Consider the following 17,935-nt stretch of genomic DNA (forward strand, 5'->3'; position numbering starts at 1 on the left):
GAAGGAGGTGCGGGTCCGGCCGCCGTCCCCGTGACGCGGTACGCCCGATCAGCATGACCGATTCTTCTGCATCCCTTGCACTCGATGCCGCGCATCTGCACTGCCGGTCACTGGAGCAGGCGCTCGTCCGGCTGCGCCGCGACGGCCTGCACCGGATCGCGGAGTGGGGCGGCCGGCTCGCCATCGTCCTTTCCGCCGGCGGCCGGCTGCTGGCCGCGGGCAACGGCGGCAGCGCCGCGCAGGCCCAGCATCTGACCGCCGAGCTGGTGGGGCGCTACCGGCAGGAACGGCCGGCCTACTCGGCGATCTCGCTGCACGCGGAGACCTCCAGCGTGACCGCGATCGGCAACGACTACGGCTTCGACCAGGTCTACGCCCGCCAGGTGGCCGCCCACGGCCGCCCGGGTGACGTGCTCGTGCTGCTGTCCACCTCCGGCCGCAGCGCCAACCTGATCAGCGCGGCCGTGACGGGCCGCAAGGCCGGACTGCGCGTGTGGGCGCTGACCGGGCCGGCTCCGAACCCGCTGGCGGAGGCCGCCGACGAGGCGCTGTGCATCGACGTCGGCAGCACCGCCACCGTCCAGGAGGCCCATCTCGTGGCCGTGCACCTGCTCTGCGAGAGCTTCGACGCGGCGCTCGGCGCCGCCCCTGTGCACACCGCCGCGCCGCGTGCGGTCGGAGTACACGGGAGGGCGTCGTGACGGGGCGGGGTCCGCTCGTGGTCGTCGGGGACGTCCTGCTCGACGAGGACATAGAGGGTGTCGCCACCCGGCTGTCGCCGGACGCCCCCGCTCCGGTCGTCGACGTCACCGAGGACCGGTGTCATCCCGGCGGCGCGGGCCTGGCCGCCGCGCTGGCGGCCCGCGGCGGCCGTGAGGTGGTGCTGGTGACCGCGCTCGGCGACGACGCGGCCAGCGAGGCCGTACGCCGTGACCTGCGCGGCCGGGTGCGGTTGGTGGAGATCCCGCTCAAGGGCAGCCTGCCGGTCAAGACGCGGGTGCTGGCGAGCGGCCGGCCCCTGGTGCGGATCGACCGGGGCGGCGGTACGCCCGGGGAGCCGGACGCCGCGGTGCGGGATGCGCTGGCGCAGGCGCACGCCGTGCTGGTCGCCGACTACGGGCGGCACACGGCCGGTGCCGTGCGGGAGCATCTTCAGGCCGTGGTGCCGCGTACGCCGCTGGTGTGGGACCCCCACCCCCGCGGCGACACTCCCGTGCCGGGGGCACGCCTGGTCACCCCGAACGCGACGGAGGCGTCCGCCCTGTGCCCCGGCGACGGCGACTCGCTGCGCGCGTACGCCGACCGGGCCGCTCGGCTGGCGGAGCGCTGGCAGGCGGCGGGCGTCGCCGTGACCCTCGGGGACCGCGGGGCGCTGCTGGCCAGGCCGGGCAACGGCACGCCGATGCTGGTGCCGCCGCCGTACCGGGCCAGCGGGGATCCGTGCGGTGCGGGCGACTGTTTCGCCGCTACGACGGCGGCGGCGCTGGCGGACGGCGCGCTGCCGGAGGAGGCCCTGCAACGGGGCGTCGCGGAGGCCGCCGCGTTCGTGTCGGCGGGCGGGGCCGGGAATCCGGCGCTGTGGCGGACCTCGCCCCCTCCCGCGGCGGAGACGCCCCGCACCGACGCCTTCGCGATCGCGGAGCGCGTCAGGGCGCGGGGCGGCACCGTGGTGGCCACCGGCGGCTGCTTCGACCTGCTGCACGCGGGGCACGTGGGCCTGCTGGAGAGCGCGCGGCGCATCGGCGACTGCCTGATCGTCTGCCTCAACTCCGACACCTCGGTCGCCCGTCTGAAGGGTCCGGGGCGCCCGCTGAACACCGTGGCGGACCGGGCGCGGGTCCTGGAGGCCCTGGGCAGCGTGGACGCCGTCGCGGTCTTCGAGGAGGACACCCCGGAGACGCTGCTGAAGCGGCTGCGGCCGGATGTGTGGGTCAAGGGCGGCGACTACTCGGTGCAGGACCTGCCGGAGGCGGAGGCGCTGCGGGGGTGGGGCGGGCAGGCCGTCGTCCTGCCGTACCTCGACGGCCGCTCCACGACGCTGCTGGCCCGCCGGGCGGCGCGGGCCGCCGTGCCCCCGGTGCCCCCGTCGTGAGGGCACCCGAGGCGCACCCGCCGCGGGTGCTGGTGCTGCGGGCGCTGGGGCTCGGTGATCTGCTGACGGCGGTGCCCGCGCTGCGGGCGCTGCGCCGGCATCTGCCCGGCCACGAGATCGTGCTGGCAGCGCCCGGGCGGCTGGCGCGGGCCGCCGCCGCGACCGGCGTGGTGGACCGGCTGCTGCCCGCCTCGGCCCCCGGCCGGGCGGTCCCCGCCGAGCTGGACTGGACCGGGCCCGCGCCCGATCTGGCGGTGGATCTGCACGGCAACGGCCCGCCGAGCCATCTGCTGCTGCAGCGGCTCGGGCCGCGGCGGCTGTTCGCCTACGCGCACCCGGGCACTCCCGGCATCGCCGGTCCGGTGTGGCGGGAGGACGAACACGAGCGGGAACGGTGGTGCCGCCTGCTCGCCTGGTACGGCGTCCCGGCGGACCCTGGGGACCTGTCGGTCCCGGCGCCCGCGACGGCCTCCCCCGCACCGGGCGCCGTCGTGGTGCACCCGGGGGCCGACGCCGCCGCGCGGTGCTGGCCGCCGGAGCGGTTCGCGGCCGTGGCGCGGGAGGTGCGCCGCTCGGGCCACGACGTCGTGGTGACCGCGGGCGCCGGGGAGGGCGTGCTGGCGCGGAACGTGGCGGCGCGGGCGGGGCTGCCGCCGGACGCGGTCGTGGGGGGCGACGGCGACGTGCCGTTCGACCGGTTGGCCGCACTGGTGGCGGGGGCGCGCTGCGTGGTGGTCGGCGACACGGGGCTGGCCCATCTGGCCACGGCGCTGGGGACCCCCTCGGTGGTCCTGTTCGGCCCGGTCGCTCCCCGGCTGTGGGGGCCACCGCCGGACCCGCGGCACCGGGTGCTGTGGCACCCGGGCGGCGACGACGGGCCGAGGCCGGGGGACGCGCACGGGAGGGTGCCGGACGAGCGGCTGCTGAGGATCACGGTGGCCGAGGTCACCGAGGCGGTGCACGGGGTGCTGGAGCGCGGGAGGCAGCCGGGGCCGGGCGGTGGCACACGGGGTGCGGGCCCCGGAGCACTGACGACGGGTCTGCGGACTCGCGGCTGACGGACCGAGACGGCAGGCCTGGGCACCGGGGAGGGGCCTACGGACGGCTACGGACGGACGGCGGACGGGCGGCGTGAGCAGGGGCCCTCAGTCCCGTCGCCTGCGGCGGGCGGCAGCGGTCGCCCGCCACCGGCCCGCCCCGACGGCTCAGGCCGCGGTGCCGAGGCTCGGTACTCCGCGCTCCTCGGTGTGGAGTACCACCGCCGGTGTGGCGCGGCGACGGCGCAGGACGAAGCCCGTTGCGATGGTGCCCGCGATGACCGCGCCGCCGACGACGAGGGCGCCGCGGGCTCCGGCGAGCTGCATGAGGAGGCCGAGCGCGGGCGGGCCGCCGAGGCCCCACGCCGTGCTGATGGTCCTCCACACGCCGAGCACGCGGCCGCGCAGGTGGGCGGGCGGGTCGGTCTGCAGGACGGTGGTCCCGGCGGTGTCCGAGACGGACTCCACCACGGCCATCGGCAGGACCAGCGCGAGCAGCACCGCGAGCGACGGCGAGAGCCCCGCCACGATCTGGAGGAGGCCGCCCACGGCGGCCAGCGTGCCCACCACCCGCACGGAGGGCCGGCGCAGCCGGGCGCCGAGGACCGCACCGACGATGCCTCCGACGGCGAGGACGGTGGACACCGTGCCGAACGCCGCGGCGCCGCCCGCGAGCGGGCCGGTGACCAGGACGGCCAGGGTGAGGCCGTAGTTGCGTCCGAAGATCGCACTGATCCCGGTGACGCCCGCGAGGGCCACCAGCCGTGGGCGGCGGGCGAAGAACGCGAGCCCCTGCCGCACGGTCATGTCCTCGGCGGCCGGCCGGCTGCCGCGCTGGGCCGGGCCGGCCGGCGCACGGCGCGCGGGAGCCCGTACGGCGCCGGGTGCCGGGCGGAGGAAGGGGATGACGGAGGTGACGAACAGGAAGGAGATCCCGTTCGCGGCGTAGGCGGCGGCCGTGCCGAAGAAACCGACCGCCACACCGGCGAGCGCCGTACCGGCCAGCCGGCCGGCGCTGTGCACCAGCGAGCCCACGCCGATCGCGGAGGGGACGTCCTCCTCGCGGACGAGGTCGTTGCCCAGCAGCGCGCACGCGGGGCCGTCGACGGTGGCGATCAGGCCGGTGACGGCGGCCAGCGCCATCAGCACGGGCACGTCGAGCCGGCCGAGCACGACCAGGACGGCCGTCGTGAAGGCGACGGCGCCCAGGAGCGCCTGGCTGACGGCGGCGGTCAGCTTCCTCGGCAAGCGGTCGACGGCGGCGCCGCCCGCCAGGCTCACCAGCAGGGCGGGGGCGGCCTGGACGGAGATCGACAGGCCGGTGGCGGCGGCGGACCCGGTGATCTTCAGGACCAACAGGTTCTGCACCGTGAGCTGCATCCAGGTGCCGGCGTTGGAGACGAGGTTCGCCAGGGACCACCAGCGCATGCTGCGGTACTTCAGGGATCTCCAGGGGGAGGAGGACTCGGCCGCCGGAGCCGCGGAGGCGTCCGGCGCGGGAGCAGCCGGTATGAGGGCAGCAGGGGGCGCGGAAGCGACAGGGGAAGAAGGCACAGTGATCTTCGGGGAGGGGTCCTGGGCGGACTCACACGGAACATCGGCGGGAGCTCGGTACACCGGCTGCGCTGCGCGGTCGCTCCCCCGGGTCTGACGGGTGCCGTGTCGCCGGTGAGCCGCGGTACGGGTCCCGGTGGGTCGGCGTCGACCATCGTGGCAGACGGGACCGCCGAGTCGTCGGCGAGGGCTGCGGACAGGGGGCCGTACACACGCCAAGTCCCCGACCGTGTCGGGGACTTGGCGTTCCTGTGTACTTGCTCACAGCGTCCGTGGCCGACCGCCCGCGGTCAGTCCTCCAGTTCCTCCTCGATGGGGGCCCTGGGTGCGTCCCGCAGGTGCTGCGACAGCCCCGGTTTGCCGCCCTCGCGCGCCTGCTCGGCACGCTGTGCGGCGGTGTGTCCGAGGTCGGAGTCGGGGTCCACCCGGACCGACCGCGCCACATCCTCCCGGCTGGTGTACTCCTCGGGCGGGATGCCGCGCAGCGCCTTGACCACCTCGTCGGAGGCTCCGGCCGCACGCGCCGCCGTCAGCAACCGGTCCTTGTCGGCCGGGAAGTCGACGTCCTTGAGGGCGCCGAGCACCTCCGGCACGTCGGTGTGCGCTACGGCGAGTACCCAGAGACCAGGCCGTGAACACCCTGAAGACCCGGGAGTGCGCGCCCGGGCCCTTCGTCGCCCGTTCTGCGTGTCGCACGGCACATACGGCGGACCGTGCGGCGAAGCTGACCTGGGCGGGGCCGGTGAACGGCCACGTCCTGGCCCCCGTCACGCATGCCCGGCGGCGCTGCGGGCACCCACGGGACGCACGGGCCCGGCGTGAGAGAGGAAGTGTTCGATGCAACCGATCGCCTCGGGGCCGCGAGCACTGGCCGTCACGGTGGTGAACCAGGGGGATCTCGACGCGGCGCGGGCCCAGATGGGTTTCTCCCTCGCCTGGCACATCGTGCTGGCCTGCCTCGGCGTGGGCCTGCCGCTGCTGACCCTGGTCGTGGAGTGGCGGGGGGTGCGGACCGGAGATCCCTCGTACCGCCTCCTCGCCCGCCGCTGGGCCCGCGCCATGGGCGTGCTGTTCGCCGTGGGCGCCGTGTCCGGCACGATCCTCAGCTTCGAGATGGGTCTGCTGTGGCCGGGTCTGATGGGAACGTACGGCCAGGTGATCGGCCTGCCCTTCGCCATGGAGGGGATCGCCTTCTTCATCGAGGCGATCTTCCTGGGCATCTACCTGTACGCGTGGGACCGGCTGTCGCCCCGCACCCATCTGCTCACCGGTGTGCCGATCGTGGTCGCGGGTGTGGCGTCCGCGTTCTTCGTGGTGTCCGCCAACGCCTGGATGAACCAGCCGCGCGGCTTCACCCTGCGGGACGGCAAGGTGGTGCACGTCGACCCGTGGGCGGCGATGTTCAACCCGGCCACCCCGCCGCAGACCACGCACATGATCCTCGCGGCCCTGATGGTCGCGGCCTTCCTGACGTCCAGCGTGTACGCGGTTGCCCTGCTCCGCGGCCGCCGGGACCGCTACCACCGGCTCGGCTTCACCGTCCCGCTGGTCCTGGGCGCGATCGTCGCACCGGTGCAACTGGTCGTCGGGGACTGGGCGGCGCGTTTCGTCGCCCACTACCAGCCGGTCAAGCTCGCCGCGATGGAGGGTGTCTACCGCACCGGTGACCACGTGCCGCTGACCATCGCCGGCATCGCGGGGCCGAACGGCCTGCGGTACGGGCTGGAGATCCCCGACGGGCTGTCGCTGCTGGTCGGCTACAGCCCGAACACGGTGATCAAGGGCCTGGAGACGGTGCCGCCTGGTCTGCGCCCTCCCGTCACCGGTGTCCACCTGGCCTTCGACCTGATGGTGGCCTGCGGCCTGTTCCTGCTCGCGGTGAGTGTGTGGCTGCTGGTGCTGGGCCTGTACCGCAGGCGTCACCCCGGCCCCTGGCTGGAGGGGGAGAGCCGCCCGTTGCGCGCCTTCCTCGCGCTGGGCGTCCTGACCGGGCCGGCCGCGGTGATCGCCCTCGAGTGCGGCTGGACGGTGACCGAGGAGGGGCGTCAGCCGTGGATCGTCTGGGGGCTGCTGCGCGTCCACGACGCCGTGAACGTGGCCCCGGGGCTGATGGCCGGGTTGTGGCTGGTGATCGCCGTGTACATCGCGATGACCGTGGCCACGGTCTACGTGCTGCGCCGTCTGACGCGCGACCGGCCCGTTCCGCTCGCTCCCCAGGAGCAGGACGTACGGGAGTACCCCGTTGTCTGACCGCTCGCCCTTGCTGTGTGTCCGCACCACCGTGACGGGGGGACCCTGATGCTCGCGAACACGGCCCTGGCCGTCATGTGGGTCGGTCTGACCTGCTACGCCCTCTTCGGCGGAGCCGACTTCGGAGCGGGCCTGTGGGACCTGCTCGCCGGGGGCAGCGAACGCGGCAGGGCGCCACGGCGGCTCATCGAGCACAGCATCGGCCCGGTGTGGGAGGCCAACCACGTCTGGCTGATCTTCGTCGTCGTCATGCTGTGGACGGGCTTCCCGCCCGTGTTCGCGGCGGTGATGTCCACCCTCTACATCCCGCTGACGCTGACGGCTCTCGGGATCATCGCCCGCGGTGCCGCGTTCGCGTTCCGCAAGGTCAGCACGGAGGTGTGGCAGCAGCGGCTGTTCGGCGGCTGCTTCGCGCTGTCGTCGGTGGTGACGCCCTACTTCCTCGGCTCGGTCGCCGGAGCCGTGGCCTCGGGGCGGGTTCCGCCCGGCCTGGCGAAGGGGAACCTGGTCACGAGCTGGCTCAATCCCACGTCCGCGCTGGGCGGTGTGCTGGCCGTCCTGACGTGCGCCTTCCTGGCGGCCGTGTATCTGAGCGGGGACGCGGCCCGGGCCGGGGAAGAGGGCCTGGCGGCCTACTTCCGCCGCCGGGCCCTGGTCACGGGGGTGGTGACCGGCGTCGTGGCGCTTGCCGGTATCGCCGTACTGCACGCGGACGCGCCGCAGCTCTTCCACGGCCTCACCCATCGGGCGCTTCCCCTGGTGGTGGTCTCGGCCGTGCTGGGCGTGGTCAGCCTGGGCCTGCTGGTGCGGGTGAAGCCCGCGGCGGTGCGGGTGACGGCGGCCACGGCCGTCGCCGCGATCCTGTGGAGCTGGGGAGCCGCCCAGTACCCCGCGATGCTGCCCCCGTCCGTCACCGTCGGTGACACCGTGGCGCAGTCGTCCGTCCTCGGGGCGAGTCTCGCGGCGCTGGCGGCCGGTGCGGTGCTGCTCGTCCCGTCGCTGCTGTGGCTGTACTCGCTGTTCCAGCGCCGTCCCGAACCGGCGGGCGGGGACGGCGAGCGCGGGGCCTGAGCCGCGGCTCGCGCGGCCGTGGCGGTACGGCGGCGGATCGCGCGCTCGGTCGGCGCATGGCCTCGCCGGGGCCCGGGTACTCGGGGGTCCGGCGCTTTTGGCGGCGCCGCGTCAACCCGAAATCTCACCGCCTGGAGGAGCCATGGCGGGTGTCAGCCCCACAGATCTGCAGAAAGCACTGTCCGGCGCGGAGTACCCGGCCGACACCGAGCAGCTCAAGAAGGTCGCCCGGGACAACCGCGCTCCCAAGGAGATCACCGAGCGCATCGACCACCTCGGTAAGAAGAAGTTCCAGAATCCGGCCGAGGTGAGCAAGGCGGTGTTCGAGAACGAGTGATCCGACGTCCGAAGTGCGGCGGCCGGGGCCGAGGTGCCCCGGCCGCGGCGCGTGCGGCCGGCGTCAGCCGACGTACTTGCGCGCCGGGGAGGTCCGCCGCGCCTCCTCCAGGGCCACCAGCCGGGCCTCGAGGTCGGCGGGCACGGGATCGCGCTGCTTCAGGACCCACGGAAGGCCCGCCGCGGCCCGCGCGAACGCGCGTACGGACGCGTGGTCCCGGGGGACGGTGCGCATCAGGTACCAGGTGCGGCGCAGCGCCGACGGCCAGGGGCGGCGCAGCCAGGTGAACCAGAGGGTGTTGCGCAGTCCGAGGACGCGCCGTTCGGTGCTGTCCCGTACCCGGGACGCCGCGTGATGGATGGTCAGTTCCGGTACGTAGCTCAGCCAGTGGCCCCGGCGGAGCAGGTCGGTGGCGAGGAGTTCCTCCTCACCGCCCAGCCACAGCCCGGGGTGGAAGCCGCCCGCGTCCCTGAAGGCGCTGACGCGCATCACGGTCGCGGCGGCGAGGAACGACCCCAGGGCGGGGCCGGGCAGCCAGTCGGGGCCCGTGAGGGGTGAGTCGCGCAGCTCGGCGACGACGGGGTCCTCCTCCCCCGACGGCTCGACCACGATGCGGGCCGTGACGGCCGCGAGCCGTGGACGGGCGTCGAGGAGGTCCGCGGCCCGGCGGAGTGATCCCGGTTCCCACCAGGTGTCGTCGTCGCAGAACGCCACATAGGGCGTCTGTACGTGACGCACGGCCAGGTTGCGGCCGACCGCTCCCAGGTTGCGCCCGGGGCGCAGCAGCCGGACCTCGGGGAAGTGCCGGGTGACGGCGTCGGCGGTGCCGTCGGTGGATCCGTTGTCGGTGACGACGACCCGGGGACGCTCGGGAAGGTCCCGCAGGGTCCGCAGGGTGCGCAGAAGTTCCGGGCGGCGGTCGCGGGTGATCACCACGACCGTGGTCCGGGGGTCGGGGCGGACGTCGTCGCCGTGTGGTGTGCCGGTGGCGTTCCGGGGTGTCGTGGCGGGCGGGTGAGAGGGATCGTGGGGCATGTCCGCTCGTTCTCGGTCGTCGGTGCTCATGGGGTGGCCCGCTCCAGCAGGCGGACGGCGTGCTCGGTCCGTGCGGGCAGCGGTTCGCGGTCCCTGAGGGCCGCGGGGAGCCGGGCGATCGCGCCGCTCAGCGCCGCCACCGCGTCGCTCTCACCGCGGGCCGCCGCCGCGGCGAGGCGGGCGGTGTGGCTCAGGGCCACCGTGACGGGACGGCGGAGCCATGCGGTGAGCAGGGCGTTGCGCCGTTGCACCGCCGTGCGGCCCGGGCGTTCGCCGGGGTCCGGATGGTGATGGGCCGTCACCCAGGGCACGTAGCTGACGCCCCAGCCGCGGGCCGCGAGGTCGTAGGCCAGCAGGGTCTCCTCGCCGCCGAAGAACAGCACCCGGTGGTAGCCGCCGGCCTCCAGGAAGGCCCGGCGGCGGACCACCGCCGCGCAGGCGAGGAAGCCGAGCACCGGGCGGCCGGGCAGCTCGGGGTCGGGCGGCAGGGGCGAGTGCGCGAGGACGGAGTTCAGCGGGTCCTCGGCGGCGTCCGGGCCGACCAGGGTGCGGGCGGCCAGCAGGCCGAGCCGCGGGTGGGCGTCGAACACGTCCGCGGCGGTGTCCAGGGCGCCCGGGGCCCACCAGGAGTCGTCGTCGCTGAAGGCGACGTAGGGCGTGGTGGCGTGCCGTACCGCGATGTTGCGGCCGAGGGCCCCGGTGTTGCGTCCGGCGGACAGGAGGCGCACGCCCAGCGGGTGCTCGCGCACGGCGGCCGGGGTGCCGTCGGTGGAGCCGTTGTCCACGACGACGACGGGTGGCCGCTCGGGCAGCTCGGCGAGCCGGTCCAGGGTGCGCAGCACGCTGTCACGGCGGTCGCGGGTGATCATGGCCACGGTGACGCGGGAGGCGGGCCCGGGGGGCGCGTCGATGTCGTTCACGCGCCCTCCCGGAGGAGCTTCTGCACCCCGCGCAGCACGTCGTGGGCCGTGATTCCGTGCGGACTCGGGCGGGCGCTCCCGTCCGCACGTGGGCCCCTTTCGTCGCCGAGGAGGATGCCGGGCACACCGTAGGGCTCGCGACGGGGATCCACCGGGGAGCGGAGCGAGACGACGGGGGTGCCGGTGGCGGCGGCGAGCTGGGCGGGGCCCGTGCTGCCGGTGACGACCACGTCGGCGGCCCGCACCACCCCCGCCAGGGTCCGCGCGTCCGTACGGCCGCCGAGGTCGACGGCCGTGCCGCCGCTGACGTGCCGGGTCAGGGCGGTCTCGTGCGGGCCGCCGGTGACGACGACGCGATGGCCGGCGTCGGCGAGCAGGGCGACCGCCTCCGCGCAACGGTCGGGGTCCCAGGCACGGTTCGGCGTTCCGGCACCCGGGTGGACGACCACGTAGGGGCCGTTGCCGGTGAGGCCGGCGGTGTCGGGCGACGGCAGCACCCGCAGCCGCCCGTCGTCCCCGTCCCTGAGCGAGAAGCCCGCGGCGGCCGCGGTCTCCAGTGCCTCCTCGGCCTCGTGGCGGCCCGACCGGTGCCGGGTCGCGCCGTCGAGGGGGCGGACGGTCGCGACACGGCGCGCCCGGACGTCGCGCAGCACCTCTGCGGCGGGCAGGGGGCCCCGGTGCGGCGGGGTGAGGTCGAGCGCCACGTCGTAGGACGCCTCGCGCAGGTGCCGTGGCAGGCGGCCGGTGTGCGCCTCGGCCTCGGCCGGCGGGTCGCCGCCGTCCCGGGGGGCCTCCCACACGGCGACGTCGTCGACATGGGGCAGCAGCCGGGCGGCGGGTGCGCCGCGGGGGCCGCACAGCAGTGTCACGTGGCCGGCCCGGGTGGCGGCCGCCCGGATCGCAGGGCCGGTCAGCAGGACGCCCCCGAAGCCGCCGAGCCGCACGACGAGTGCCTTCACCGTGCCCCTCCCCCGTGCGAGCGTCCCTCCGGGGTGCCGTCCGTGAAGGCGGCGATCGTCCGCTTGAGCCCTTCCTCCCAGGCCACCTTCGGCACCCAGCCGAAGAGTTCGCGGGCGAGGGTCGTGTCGGGGCGGCGCCGCGCGGGATCACCCGGATCGCGGTCGACGAACGTCAGGCGGGAGTCCGAGCCGGTGAGGGCGATCACCCGGCGCGCCATCTCCTCGACGGTGGTCTCCTCGTCGCCGCCGATGTTGACGGGCCGCACGGACCGGCTGGCGGCGACCCGCAGGATGCCGTCGACGGTGTCGTCGACGTAGCACAGGGAGCGGGTCTGGCGGCCGTCGCCCTCGATGGTGACCGGCTCCCCGGCCAGTGCCTGCCGGATGAAGGTGGGGATGGCCTGGCGGCCGTCCGCCGGCATCCGGGGGCCGTAGGTGCTGAACACCCGTACGATCCCTGCGTCGGTGCGGTGGGCCCGCGCATGGGCGGTGGTGAGCGCCTCGGCGAACCGTTTGCCCTCGTCGTAGGCGCTGTGCGGTCCCACGGGGTCGACGTCGCCCCAGTGGTCCTCGCGCTGCGGGTGCAGCGCCGGATCGCCGTACACCTGACAGGAGGAGCCCAGCAGGAACCGCGCACCGTCCCGGTCGGCGACGGCCAGCGCGTTGCGCGTGCCGTGACCGCATGCGTCGAGCGTCTCCAGGGCGCGGCCCCGGGCGTCGGCGGGCGAGGCGGGACCCGCGAAGTGCAGCACCACGTCGTAGGGGCCGGCGAGGGCGTCCCGGCTCTCGGGCCGTGCGATGTCGCACTCCACGAACCGGAAGCCCGGCCGCCCGGTCAGATGGGCGATGCCGGCCACCGATCCCCACCTCAGGTCGTCCGCGCAGTCGACCTCCACCCCGCTGTCGAGGAGACGTTCGCACAGGTGTGACCCGAGGAACCCGGCGCCTCCGGTCACCGCGGCGCGGCCCCAGAAGGGCCGGGCCGCGGGGAGCGGGGAGAACGTCGTCGTCGGCGTCATCAGCACGTTCTTCCTTCCGCCTTCCTTCCGCCGATGGGGACTCATGCCGGCGCGGCGGCCGGTCGAGTGCCCCGGCGCGGCGTTCTCATGCTCCGGCCTGCGGTGAGGGCGTGCCACAGCGGTGCCGGGCCCGGCCGCCGACCGCGGCCGGCGCGACGGCACAGCGTTGGCCCGTACGAGTGAAACCCTGCGGTCGGCCGGAGCGTCGCGGCATCCCACGGGCCGAACGGGGTACTTCGCCGCCATGCGGGTGAGTGTGATCGACGTGGGTTCCAACACGATCCGTCTGATGGTGGCGGACGCGGAGCGCGGTGTGCCCCTTCCGGTGCACACCGCCAAGTGGAGGCAGCGGCTGTCCGACCAGACGGACGCGGACGGGCGGATGGCGGACGCGGCTGTGGAGCAACTGGCCCGGTCGGTCGCCGAGGCCGCCGCGACGGCCGAGCGGTGGGGCTCCCAGCCACCCCTGGCGTTCGCGACCGCGGTGGTGCGGGCCGCGCCCAACCGGCAGGAGGTCCTGGACGCGGTGCGCGGCGAGACCGGTGTGGCGCTGTGCACGCTGCCCGGCGAGGTGGAGGCGGAGCTGACGTTCCTCGCGGCACGGCGCTGGATGGGCTGGCGGTCCGGGCCGCTCGCGCTGCTCGACATCGGCGGCGGTTCGCTGGAGGTCGCGTTGGGACGGGGCAGCCGTCCGGACTTCGCCGCGTCACTGCCCCTTGGGGCGAACCGGCTGACCCGGGAGTTCTTCGCCGAGAACGATCCGCCCACCCCGGCGGACATCAAGGGGCTGCGCCGCAAGGTCCGTCATGAGCTGCGGGACGTGGCCACGCGCGCCCGTTGGGAGAGCCCCTGCACGGCAGTGGCGACCTCCCGCACTTTTCAGCAGCTGGCACGGTTGTGCGGGGCCGCGCCGGGGCGGCACGGTCCGTTCGTGCACCGTGAGTTGCGCCGGGGCGACCTGCGGCGGGCCATCGACGACCTGGCCTCCCGCCGGTCGGCGGAGCGGGCCGAACTGCCGGGCATCTCCGCGCCTCGGGCGGCCCAGAGCCTGGCGGGCGCCCTGGTCGGGCACACGGTCATGAAGCTGGGGAACTTCAAGACGGTGACCATCTGCCCCTGGGCGGTCAGGGAGGGGGTGCTGCTGCGGTCCATCGAGGACGGTTTCGGCTGGTGGTCGAAGGCCGCGCAGCACGGCGGCACGGAGACGCCGCCTGGTGTCGCCGTTCCGCTGCGCGTGGCGGAACCGACGGCCTGACCGGCCACGGACACAGCGGCGTCCGTGCCGCGCGGCTCCGGTCCTGCGGCCCGGACGCCGCTGTGTGGGCCGAGCCTCGTCTCCGCGTGAGTAGGTCCCGCGCGTGAATAGGTCCCGCCGGCGGGTGACCCGCCGTCCCCGGCTACCCGTGACGCCCGCTGGCCCTTCCGGCCCGGTCCGTCAGGGCCGCCACGAGTGCCGGGGCGTTGTCGTCGTCCGGGTCCTCCAGGAACTCCCGCCGCACCTGCCGGGCCGCCACCCGGCCGGAGGTCAGGCACCACTGCCACCAGTGGTCCAGCCGCCGGGTGGTGAGGCGGTCCACGGGGACCAGGGCGGGCCACCCGCAGGCCTCGGCCTGGGCGGTCAGCTTGGCGCCGCCCTCGACGGGGTCCACGGCCAGGGCCGGCACTCCGCCGCGCAGCGCGAGCACCAGTCCGTGCAGCCGGTCGGTGACCACCAGGTCCATCCGGGACAGCACGGACTCGAACTGTCCGGGCGTGGCGCACAGCCGCCAGTCGTGGCTGTCGAGCCGGGTCTCCAGCTCCACCCGCGCGCAGTCCTTGCCGGCCAGCCACCGGGTGACCGTCTCGGCGGCCTCGTCGTGGCGGCGCCTCCCCCCGTACTCGTGCTGCCCGTGCGTGAGGATCACCCCCACGACGGGCGTGGTCGTCTCGGTCGGCGCGTGGGTGGACAGATCGGGCACCGGGCCCATGGCGGGCGCGTCCCGCGGCAGGACCCGGTGGAATCCGGTCACGGCCGGGTCGTCGGCGTCCAGCACGGAGGTTCCGACCGCGATCCGCACACAGTGCGCGAAGCGCCGGTGCAGTTCCTCGACCTGGGGCCCGTGCAGCGGCCCGCAGATGAAGACCAGATGCGAATAGGAAGCGGGCCGTACCTCGTCCAGGTGCAGCGCCGACGGCCGGAAGCCGGGGCTCCATGCCACGTCGTAGGGGATGCCCTGGTGGCGCAGCACGTCCTCGACCCGCCGCAGGGCCAGCACGTCCCCCGCGGTCGCCTCACCGTTCAGGAAGCTGAACCATCCGGTCAGCAGAGTCCTCAGATTCCTCGCACACACAACGCCTCACGAGTGCCCCCTCGTTACGGGCTCACTCATGCCCTGAAGGGATCACGGGTGTCCGGGCGGTGGCTCACGGGCATCCGGGCGCGTGGGCTCACAGGCATCCCGGCGAGGGTTCACGGGGATCCCGGCGGGGTTCGCGGGCATCCCGGCGGGGTTCACGGGCATCCCGGCGGGGTTCGCGGGCTGACCTCGCGGGCATGACCGTGGCCGTCCACCGGCCCCGAGTCGGCACGCCCGGCGGCTGCGGTATCGTCCGGGCCGTCGGGGCCCGTACGGCACGGGCCGGACGGTGAGCCCGTAGGCACGGGCCGGGAAGTTCACGGAGTGCTGTCGACGAGGTGCCCGCCATGACCGAACCCGAGCAGGGGCCGGCCGCCGCGGCGGCCCGGTTCACCGGGCGTCCGGTGACCGGTGAGCGTCCGGTGTCCGGGGCGCTCACAGAGGTCACCCTCGACGGTGGCCGGGTCGTGATGGTCAAGCACGGCGACGATCCGGGCCCCTTGCGGGCCGAGGCGGCCGGGCTGCGCTGGCTGGCGGACGCCGGCACGGTGCGCATCCCCGCCGTGCACGGTCACGACGGGCACTGGCTGGTGACCGACCGTGTCGCGCCGGGGCGGCCGGACAGCGACGCCGCGGTGCGCTTCGGCCGCGATCTGGCGGCCCTGCACGCGTCCGGCGCGCCCGCCTTCGGCGCCCCGCCGCCCGACGGTCCCGAGGACGCGTACATCGGCCTCGCCCCCATGCGCAACGCCGCCGGTGAGGACTGGCCCACCTGGTACGCCGAGCACCGGGTGCTGCCCTATGTGCGCCGCGCGGTCGACGACGGCACGGTGCGGTCGGCCGAGGCGGCCCTCTTCGAGCAGGTCTGCGAGCGGCTGCCGGACCTGGCCGGTCCCGCCGAGCCGCCCGCCCGGCTGCACGGCGACCTGTGGAACGGCAACGTGCTGTGGGGCGCCGACGGTCACGTCTGGCTGATCGACCCGGCCGCCCACGGCGGCCACCGCGAGACCGACCTCGCCATACTGCACCTGTTCGGCTGCCCGCACCTGGACCGGGTGCTCGACGGCTACCGGGAGGCGGCCCCGCTCGCGGACGGCTGGCGGCGCCGGATCGGTCTGCACCAGCTCTTCCCGCTGCTGGTCCACACGGTGCTGTTCGGCGGCGGCTACGCGCAGCAGGCGCTCGCGGCCGCCCGCGCGGCGCTGGCGGCCTGACACGCCGCACACGCGCCCGGGCCGGGTACGGTCTGCTGGTCACCACACCTGGAGGAGCCGCCGTGTCCCGCGCCACCGACGCCTCGTTCGACCTGCTGCCCGGCGCCGACGACTCGCCGGTGATCCTTCATGTGCCGCACGGCGCCCGGGAGATACCGGACGACGTGCGCGAGGGCATCCTGCTCGACGACGCGGCCCTCGCCCGGGAGCTGGACCACATCACGGACGCGCACACCGGCGAACTGGCCGAGCTCGCCGCCGAGGCCGCCGCGCTCACGCCCTGGCGGTTCGTCAACCGGCTGTCACGGCTGGTCGTCGACCCCGAGCGGTTCCCCGACGAGCGGGAGGAGATGCTCGCCGTGGGGATGGGCGCCGTCTACACCCGTACCACGCACCGCGAGGCCCTGCGCGACGCCGGCGCCGACCCCGAACCCCTGCTTCGGCGCTACTTCCACCCGTACGCCCGGGCGATGACGGCGGCGGTCGCGGACCGGCTGGCCGCCACCGGGCGGGCCGTCGTCCTCGACGTCCACTCCTACCCGACCTCCCCTCTGCCCTACGAACTGCACGGCGACGGGCCCCGGCCGCCGGTCTGCCTGGGCACGGACCCCTTCCACACACCGCCGGAGCTGCTCGCCCTGGCACGCGCCGCGTTCGCGGACCTCGGCGGAACCGGGGTCGACAGCCCGTTCTCCGGAACGTACGTCCCCTTGGAGTTCTACGGCACCCACCCCGGGGTCACCGCCCTCATGGTGGAGATCCGCCGCGACACCTACATGGCGGAACCGGGCGGTGGAGCGGGACCCGGTCTGCCCCGCCTCGCGTCGGCGCTTGCGGCCCTGGTGGACGCGGTGTCCTGACGGCTACCCCCGCCGCGGTCACTGGAGCAGCGGGAGCTTTCCGACGATCTTGCCGACGCGGTTGCGCGGGCCCACGATGCTCACGGCGCAGTAGACGAGGTCGTCGGTGGCGGTCTTGCCCACGGTGGCCCGGTAGTCGGCGTAGACCCGGGTCTCCTGGGCCGCCACGGGCATGTCGGCGACGAAGGTGTCGGCGTACGAGGCCGCCTTGGCGCGGACGGCACGCAGGGTGTCGGCGTCCGCCGCCAGGACCGAGCAGCCGGCCCAGGGCAGCCCCGGGTGCACGGCGCCCTCGGCGTCGGTGGCGTCTTCGCCGAGCAGGCCGGTCACCGCGGACTGCGTGGCCGCCGCGACGCAGACGGCCGCGTTGACGGCGCGGCCCGCGGGCAGGTCGCGGTCGACGACCAGGACCCACTTCAGCCTGGCGGCGCGGGTCGAGACGGTGGGGTCCATCTCCTCGGGCGCGAAACCGATCGCAGTGCTGGGCGTGCTTTCCTCGGCCATGAACGTGTCTCCTGAGCATTTCTGCGGCTGATGGCCGGAATGCTAGACAAGCGTGCGACCTTCACGGGCCGTCGCCGAACTTTCGCTGGCGGGCGTGGCCGCCCGGCGGTCGACGGCGCACTTCGTGCGGCGAGTCGCCGTATGCGGCGTCGGACGTGCGATGGGCGACCGGGCCCGTCACCGTCTGCTGCGCCGGGTCGCCGGGCGTTCGGCGGCGGGTTCGATACGGCGGGGCTGGACGTGCTCGTAGATCATGGTGGTCTGCACGTCGGCGACTTCGCGGCGTTCGGTCAGCCGGTCGATGACGAAGGCGTAGACGCCGTCGACATCCGGGACGGCGACGTGGATCAGGAAGTCGTGGGCGCCGGAGGTGACGAACAGGCCGATGACTTCCGGCAGTCGGGCGGCCCACTCACGGAACCCCTCGATGACGGGGCGGGCCGGCGGCCGGATGCGGACCGCGATGAGGGCCTGGACCGGGCGGCCCACCGCCTCCAGGTCCACGGCCGCGTGGTAGCCCGTGATGACCCCGCGCTCGCGCAGCAGCCGCACCCGCTCCAGCGAGGTGGACGGGCTGACCCCGGTCCGAGCGGCCAGTTCGCGGTTCGTACGCCGCGCGTCGTCCTGCAGTTCGCGCAGCAGAGCGCGGTCCAGTGCGTCCATGTCCATGCCGCCCACTATGACGTACGGCGTTCGGCGCTCGCGGCGAAGTGCCGTACGTGTGCGCGCGGCGGCCGTGCGGGTGCG

Annotated in this window: 18 protein-coding genes; 9 read left to right on the forward strand and 9 right to left on the reverse strand. The window is 75.0% G+C overall.

Annotated elements, in window-relative coordinates; all coding sequences use genetic code 11:
* Window positions 1-53 precede the first annotated feature (53 nt).
* From ACZ4SW_RS21295 to ACZ4SW_RS21305, 3 genes are read left to right on the forward strand one after another with little or no spacing between them, the layout of a single operon-like run.
* Window positions 54-701: a D-sedoheptulose-7-phosphate isomerase gene (locus ACZ4SW_RS21295; RefSeq protein ID WP_468246129.1), complete on the forward strand. Its 648-nt coding sequence runs from the start codon at window positions 54-56 to the stop codon at window positions 699-701.
* Entirely contained in the window at window positions 698-2,092 is a 1,395-nt protein-coding gene (rfaE2, locus tag ACZ4SW_RS21300) for a D-glycero-beta-D-manno-heptose 1-phosphate adenylyltransferase (RefSeq protein WP_468246136.1), read from the forward strand. Before ACZ4SW_RS21295 ends, rfaE2 begins: the two co-directional genes overlap by 4 nt.
* Window positions 2,089-3,150 (forward strand): glycosyltransferase family 9 protein, encoded by a 1,062-nt coding sequence (locus ACZ4SW_RS21305; protein ID WP_468246141.1) that lies wholly within the window; start codon window positions 2,089-2,091, stop codon window positions 3,148-3,150. Before rfaE2 ends, ACZ4SW_RS21305 begins: the two co-directional genes overlap by 4 nt.
* 147 nt (window positions 3,151-3,297) lie before the next feature.
* Here the strand turns inward: ACZ4SW_RS21305 and ACZ4SW_RS21310 are convergent, their stop codons facing one another.
* A complete protein-coding gene (locus tag ACZ4SW_RS21310; RefSeq protein WP_468246147.1) occupies window positions 3,298-4,683 on the reverse strand; it encodes an MFS transporter in 1,386 nt (461 codons plus the stop codon).
* A gap of 290 nt (window positions 4,684-4,973) precedes the next feature.
* A complete protein-coding gene (locus ACZ4SW_RS21315) occupies window positions 4,974-5,276 on the reverse strand; it encodes a DUF2795 domain-containing protein (RefSeq protein ID WP_468246152.1) in 303 nt (100 codons plus the stop codon).
* 244 nt (window positions 5,277-5,520) lie between these two features.
* Between ACZ4SW_RS21315 and ACZ4SW_RS21320 the strand changes: the two genes are divergently transcribed.
* The 3 genes from ACZ4SW_RS21320 to ACZ4SW_RS21330 all read left to right on the forward strand — a co-directional run bounded on the left by ACZ4SW_RS21320 (window position 5,521) and on the right by ACZ4SW_RS21330 (window position 8,341).
* Window positions 5,521-6,933 (forward strand): cytochrome ubiquinol oxidase subunit I, encoded by a 1,413-nt coding sequence (locus ACZ4SW_RS21320; RefSeq protein ID WP_468246157.1) that lies wholly within the window; start codon window positions 5,521-5,523, stop codon window positions 6,931-6,933.
* A 48-nt stretch (window positions 6,934-6,981) separates the two neighbouring features.
* The gene (locus tag ACZ4SW_RS21325) at window positions 6,982-8,004 is read left to right on the forward strand and encodes a cytochrome d ubiquinol oxidase subunit II (RefSeq protein ID WP_468246164.1); all 1,023 of its coding nucleotides are present in this window, start codon (window positions 6,982-6,984) and stop codon (window positions 8,002-8,004) included.
* A gap of 142 nt (window positions 8,005-8,146) precedes the next feature.
* Window positions 8,147-8,341 (forward strand): DUF2795 domain-containing protein, encoded by a 195-nt coding sequence (locus ACZ4SW_RS21330; protein WP_200422965.1) that lies wholly within the window; start codon window positions 8,147-8,149, stop codon window positions 8,339-8,341.
* Between the two features lie 63 nt (window positions 8,342-8,404).
* Here ACZ4SW_RS21330 and ACZ4SW_RS21335 read toward each other — a convergent pair whose 3' ends face one another.
* The 4 genes from ACZ4SW_RS21335 to ACZ4SW_RS21350 are packed head-to-tail and all read right to left on the reverse strand — an operon-like array spanning window position 8,405 to window position 12,274.
* Window positions 8,405-9,406 carry a glycosyltransferase family 2 protein gene (locus tag ACZ4SW_RS21335; RefSeq protein ID WP_468246169.1) on the reverse strand — a complete coding sequence of 334 codons (1,002 nt, stop codon included), beginning with the start codon at window positions 9,404-9,406 and terminating at the stop codon, window positions 8,405-8,407.
* Window positions 9,403-10,245 (reverse strand): glycosyltransferase, encoded by an 843-nt coding sequence (locus ACZ4SW_RS21340; protein ID WP_468246869.1) that lies wholly within the window; start codon window positions 10,243-10,245, stop codon window positions 9,403-9,405. Before ACZ4SW_RS21340 ends, ACZ4SW_RS21335 begins: the two co-directional genes overlap by 4 nt.
* A 47-nt stretch (window positions 10,246-10,292) precedes the next feature.
* Complete coding sequence (locus ACZ4SW_RS21345) at window positions 10,293-11,255, reverse strand: glycosyltransferase family 9 protein (protein WP_468246176.1); 963 nt, start codon at window positions 11,253-11,255, stop codon at window positions 10,293-10,295.
* Window positions 11,252-12,274, reverse strand: a complete 1,023-nt coding sequence (locus ACZ4SW_RS21350; protein WP_468246181.1) for an NAD-dependent epimerase/dehydratase family protein — start codon at window positions 12,272-12,274, stop codon at window positions 11,252-11,254. The genes ACZ4SW_RS21345 and ACZ4SW_RS21350 overlap by 4 nt, the downstream gene beginning before the upstream one ends.
* A 244-nt stretch (window positions 12,275-12,518) precedes the next feature.
* Here ACZ4SW_RS21350 and ACZ4SW_RS21355 point away from each other — a divergent pair, with 244 nt between their 5' ends.
* The gene (locus ACZ4SW_RS21355; RefSeq protein WP_468246188.1) at window positions 12,519-13,529 is read left to right on the forward strand and encodes a Ppx/GppA family phosphatase; all 1,011 of its coding nucleotides are present in this window, start codon (window positions 12,519-12,521) and stop codon (window positions 13,527-13,529) included.
* A 142-nt stretch (window positions 13,530-13,671) separates the two neighbouring features.
* Here ACZ4SW_RS21355 and ACZ4SW_RS21360 read toward each other — a convergent pair whose 3' ends face one another.
* Window positions 13,672-14,604 carry a polysaccharide pyruvyl transferase family protein gene (locus ACZ4SW_RS21360; RefSeq protein ID WP_468246194.1) on the reverse strand — a complete coding sequence of 311 codons (933 nt, stop codon included), beginning with the start codon at window positions 14,602-14,604 and terminating at the stop codon, window positions 13,672-13,674.
* A gap of 353 nt (window positions 14,605-14,957) precedes the next feature.
* On the opposite strand from ACZ4SW_RS21360, the gene ACZ4SW_RS21365 reads away from it, so the two are divergent.
* Together ACZ4SW_RS21365 and ACZ4SW_RS21370 are read left to right on the forward strand one after the other, a co-directional pair.
* Entirely contained in the window at window positions 14,958-15,824 is an 867-nt protein-coding gene (locus ACZ4SW_RS21365) for a fructosamine kinase family protein (RefSeq protein ID WP_468246200.1), read from the forward strand.
* A 62-nt stretch (window positions 15,825-15,886) separates the two neighbouring features.
* Entirely contained in the window at window positions 15,887-16,684 is a 798-nt protein-coding gene (locus ACZ4SW_RS21370) for an N-formylglutamate amidohydrolase (protein ID WP_468246205.1), read from the forward strand.
* An 18-nt stretch (window positions 16,685-16,702) separates the two neighbouring features.
* Here ACZ4SW_RS21370 and ACZ4SW_RS21375 read toward each other — a convergent pair whose 3' ends face one another.
* Entirely contained in the window at window positions 16,703-17,188 is a 486-nt protein-coding gene (locus ACZ4SW_RS21375) for a DUF2000 domain-containing protein (protein ID WP_468246211.1), read from the reverse strand.
* A 177-nt stretch (window positions 17,189-17,365) separates the two neighbouring features.
* The gene (locus tag ACZ4SW_RS21380) at window positions 17,366-17,851 is read right to left on the reverse strand and encodes an Lrp/AsnC family transcriptional regulator (protein WP_468246872.1); all 486 of its coding nucleotides are present in this window, start codon (window positions 17,849-17,851) and stop codon (window positions 17,366-17,368) included.
* Between the last annotated feature and the right edge of the window lie 84 nt (window positions 17,852-17,935).

This window comes from Streptomyces sp. NPDC028331 (assembly GCF_055565775.1).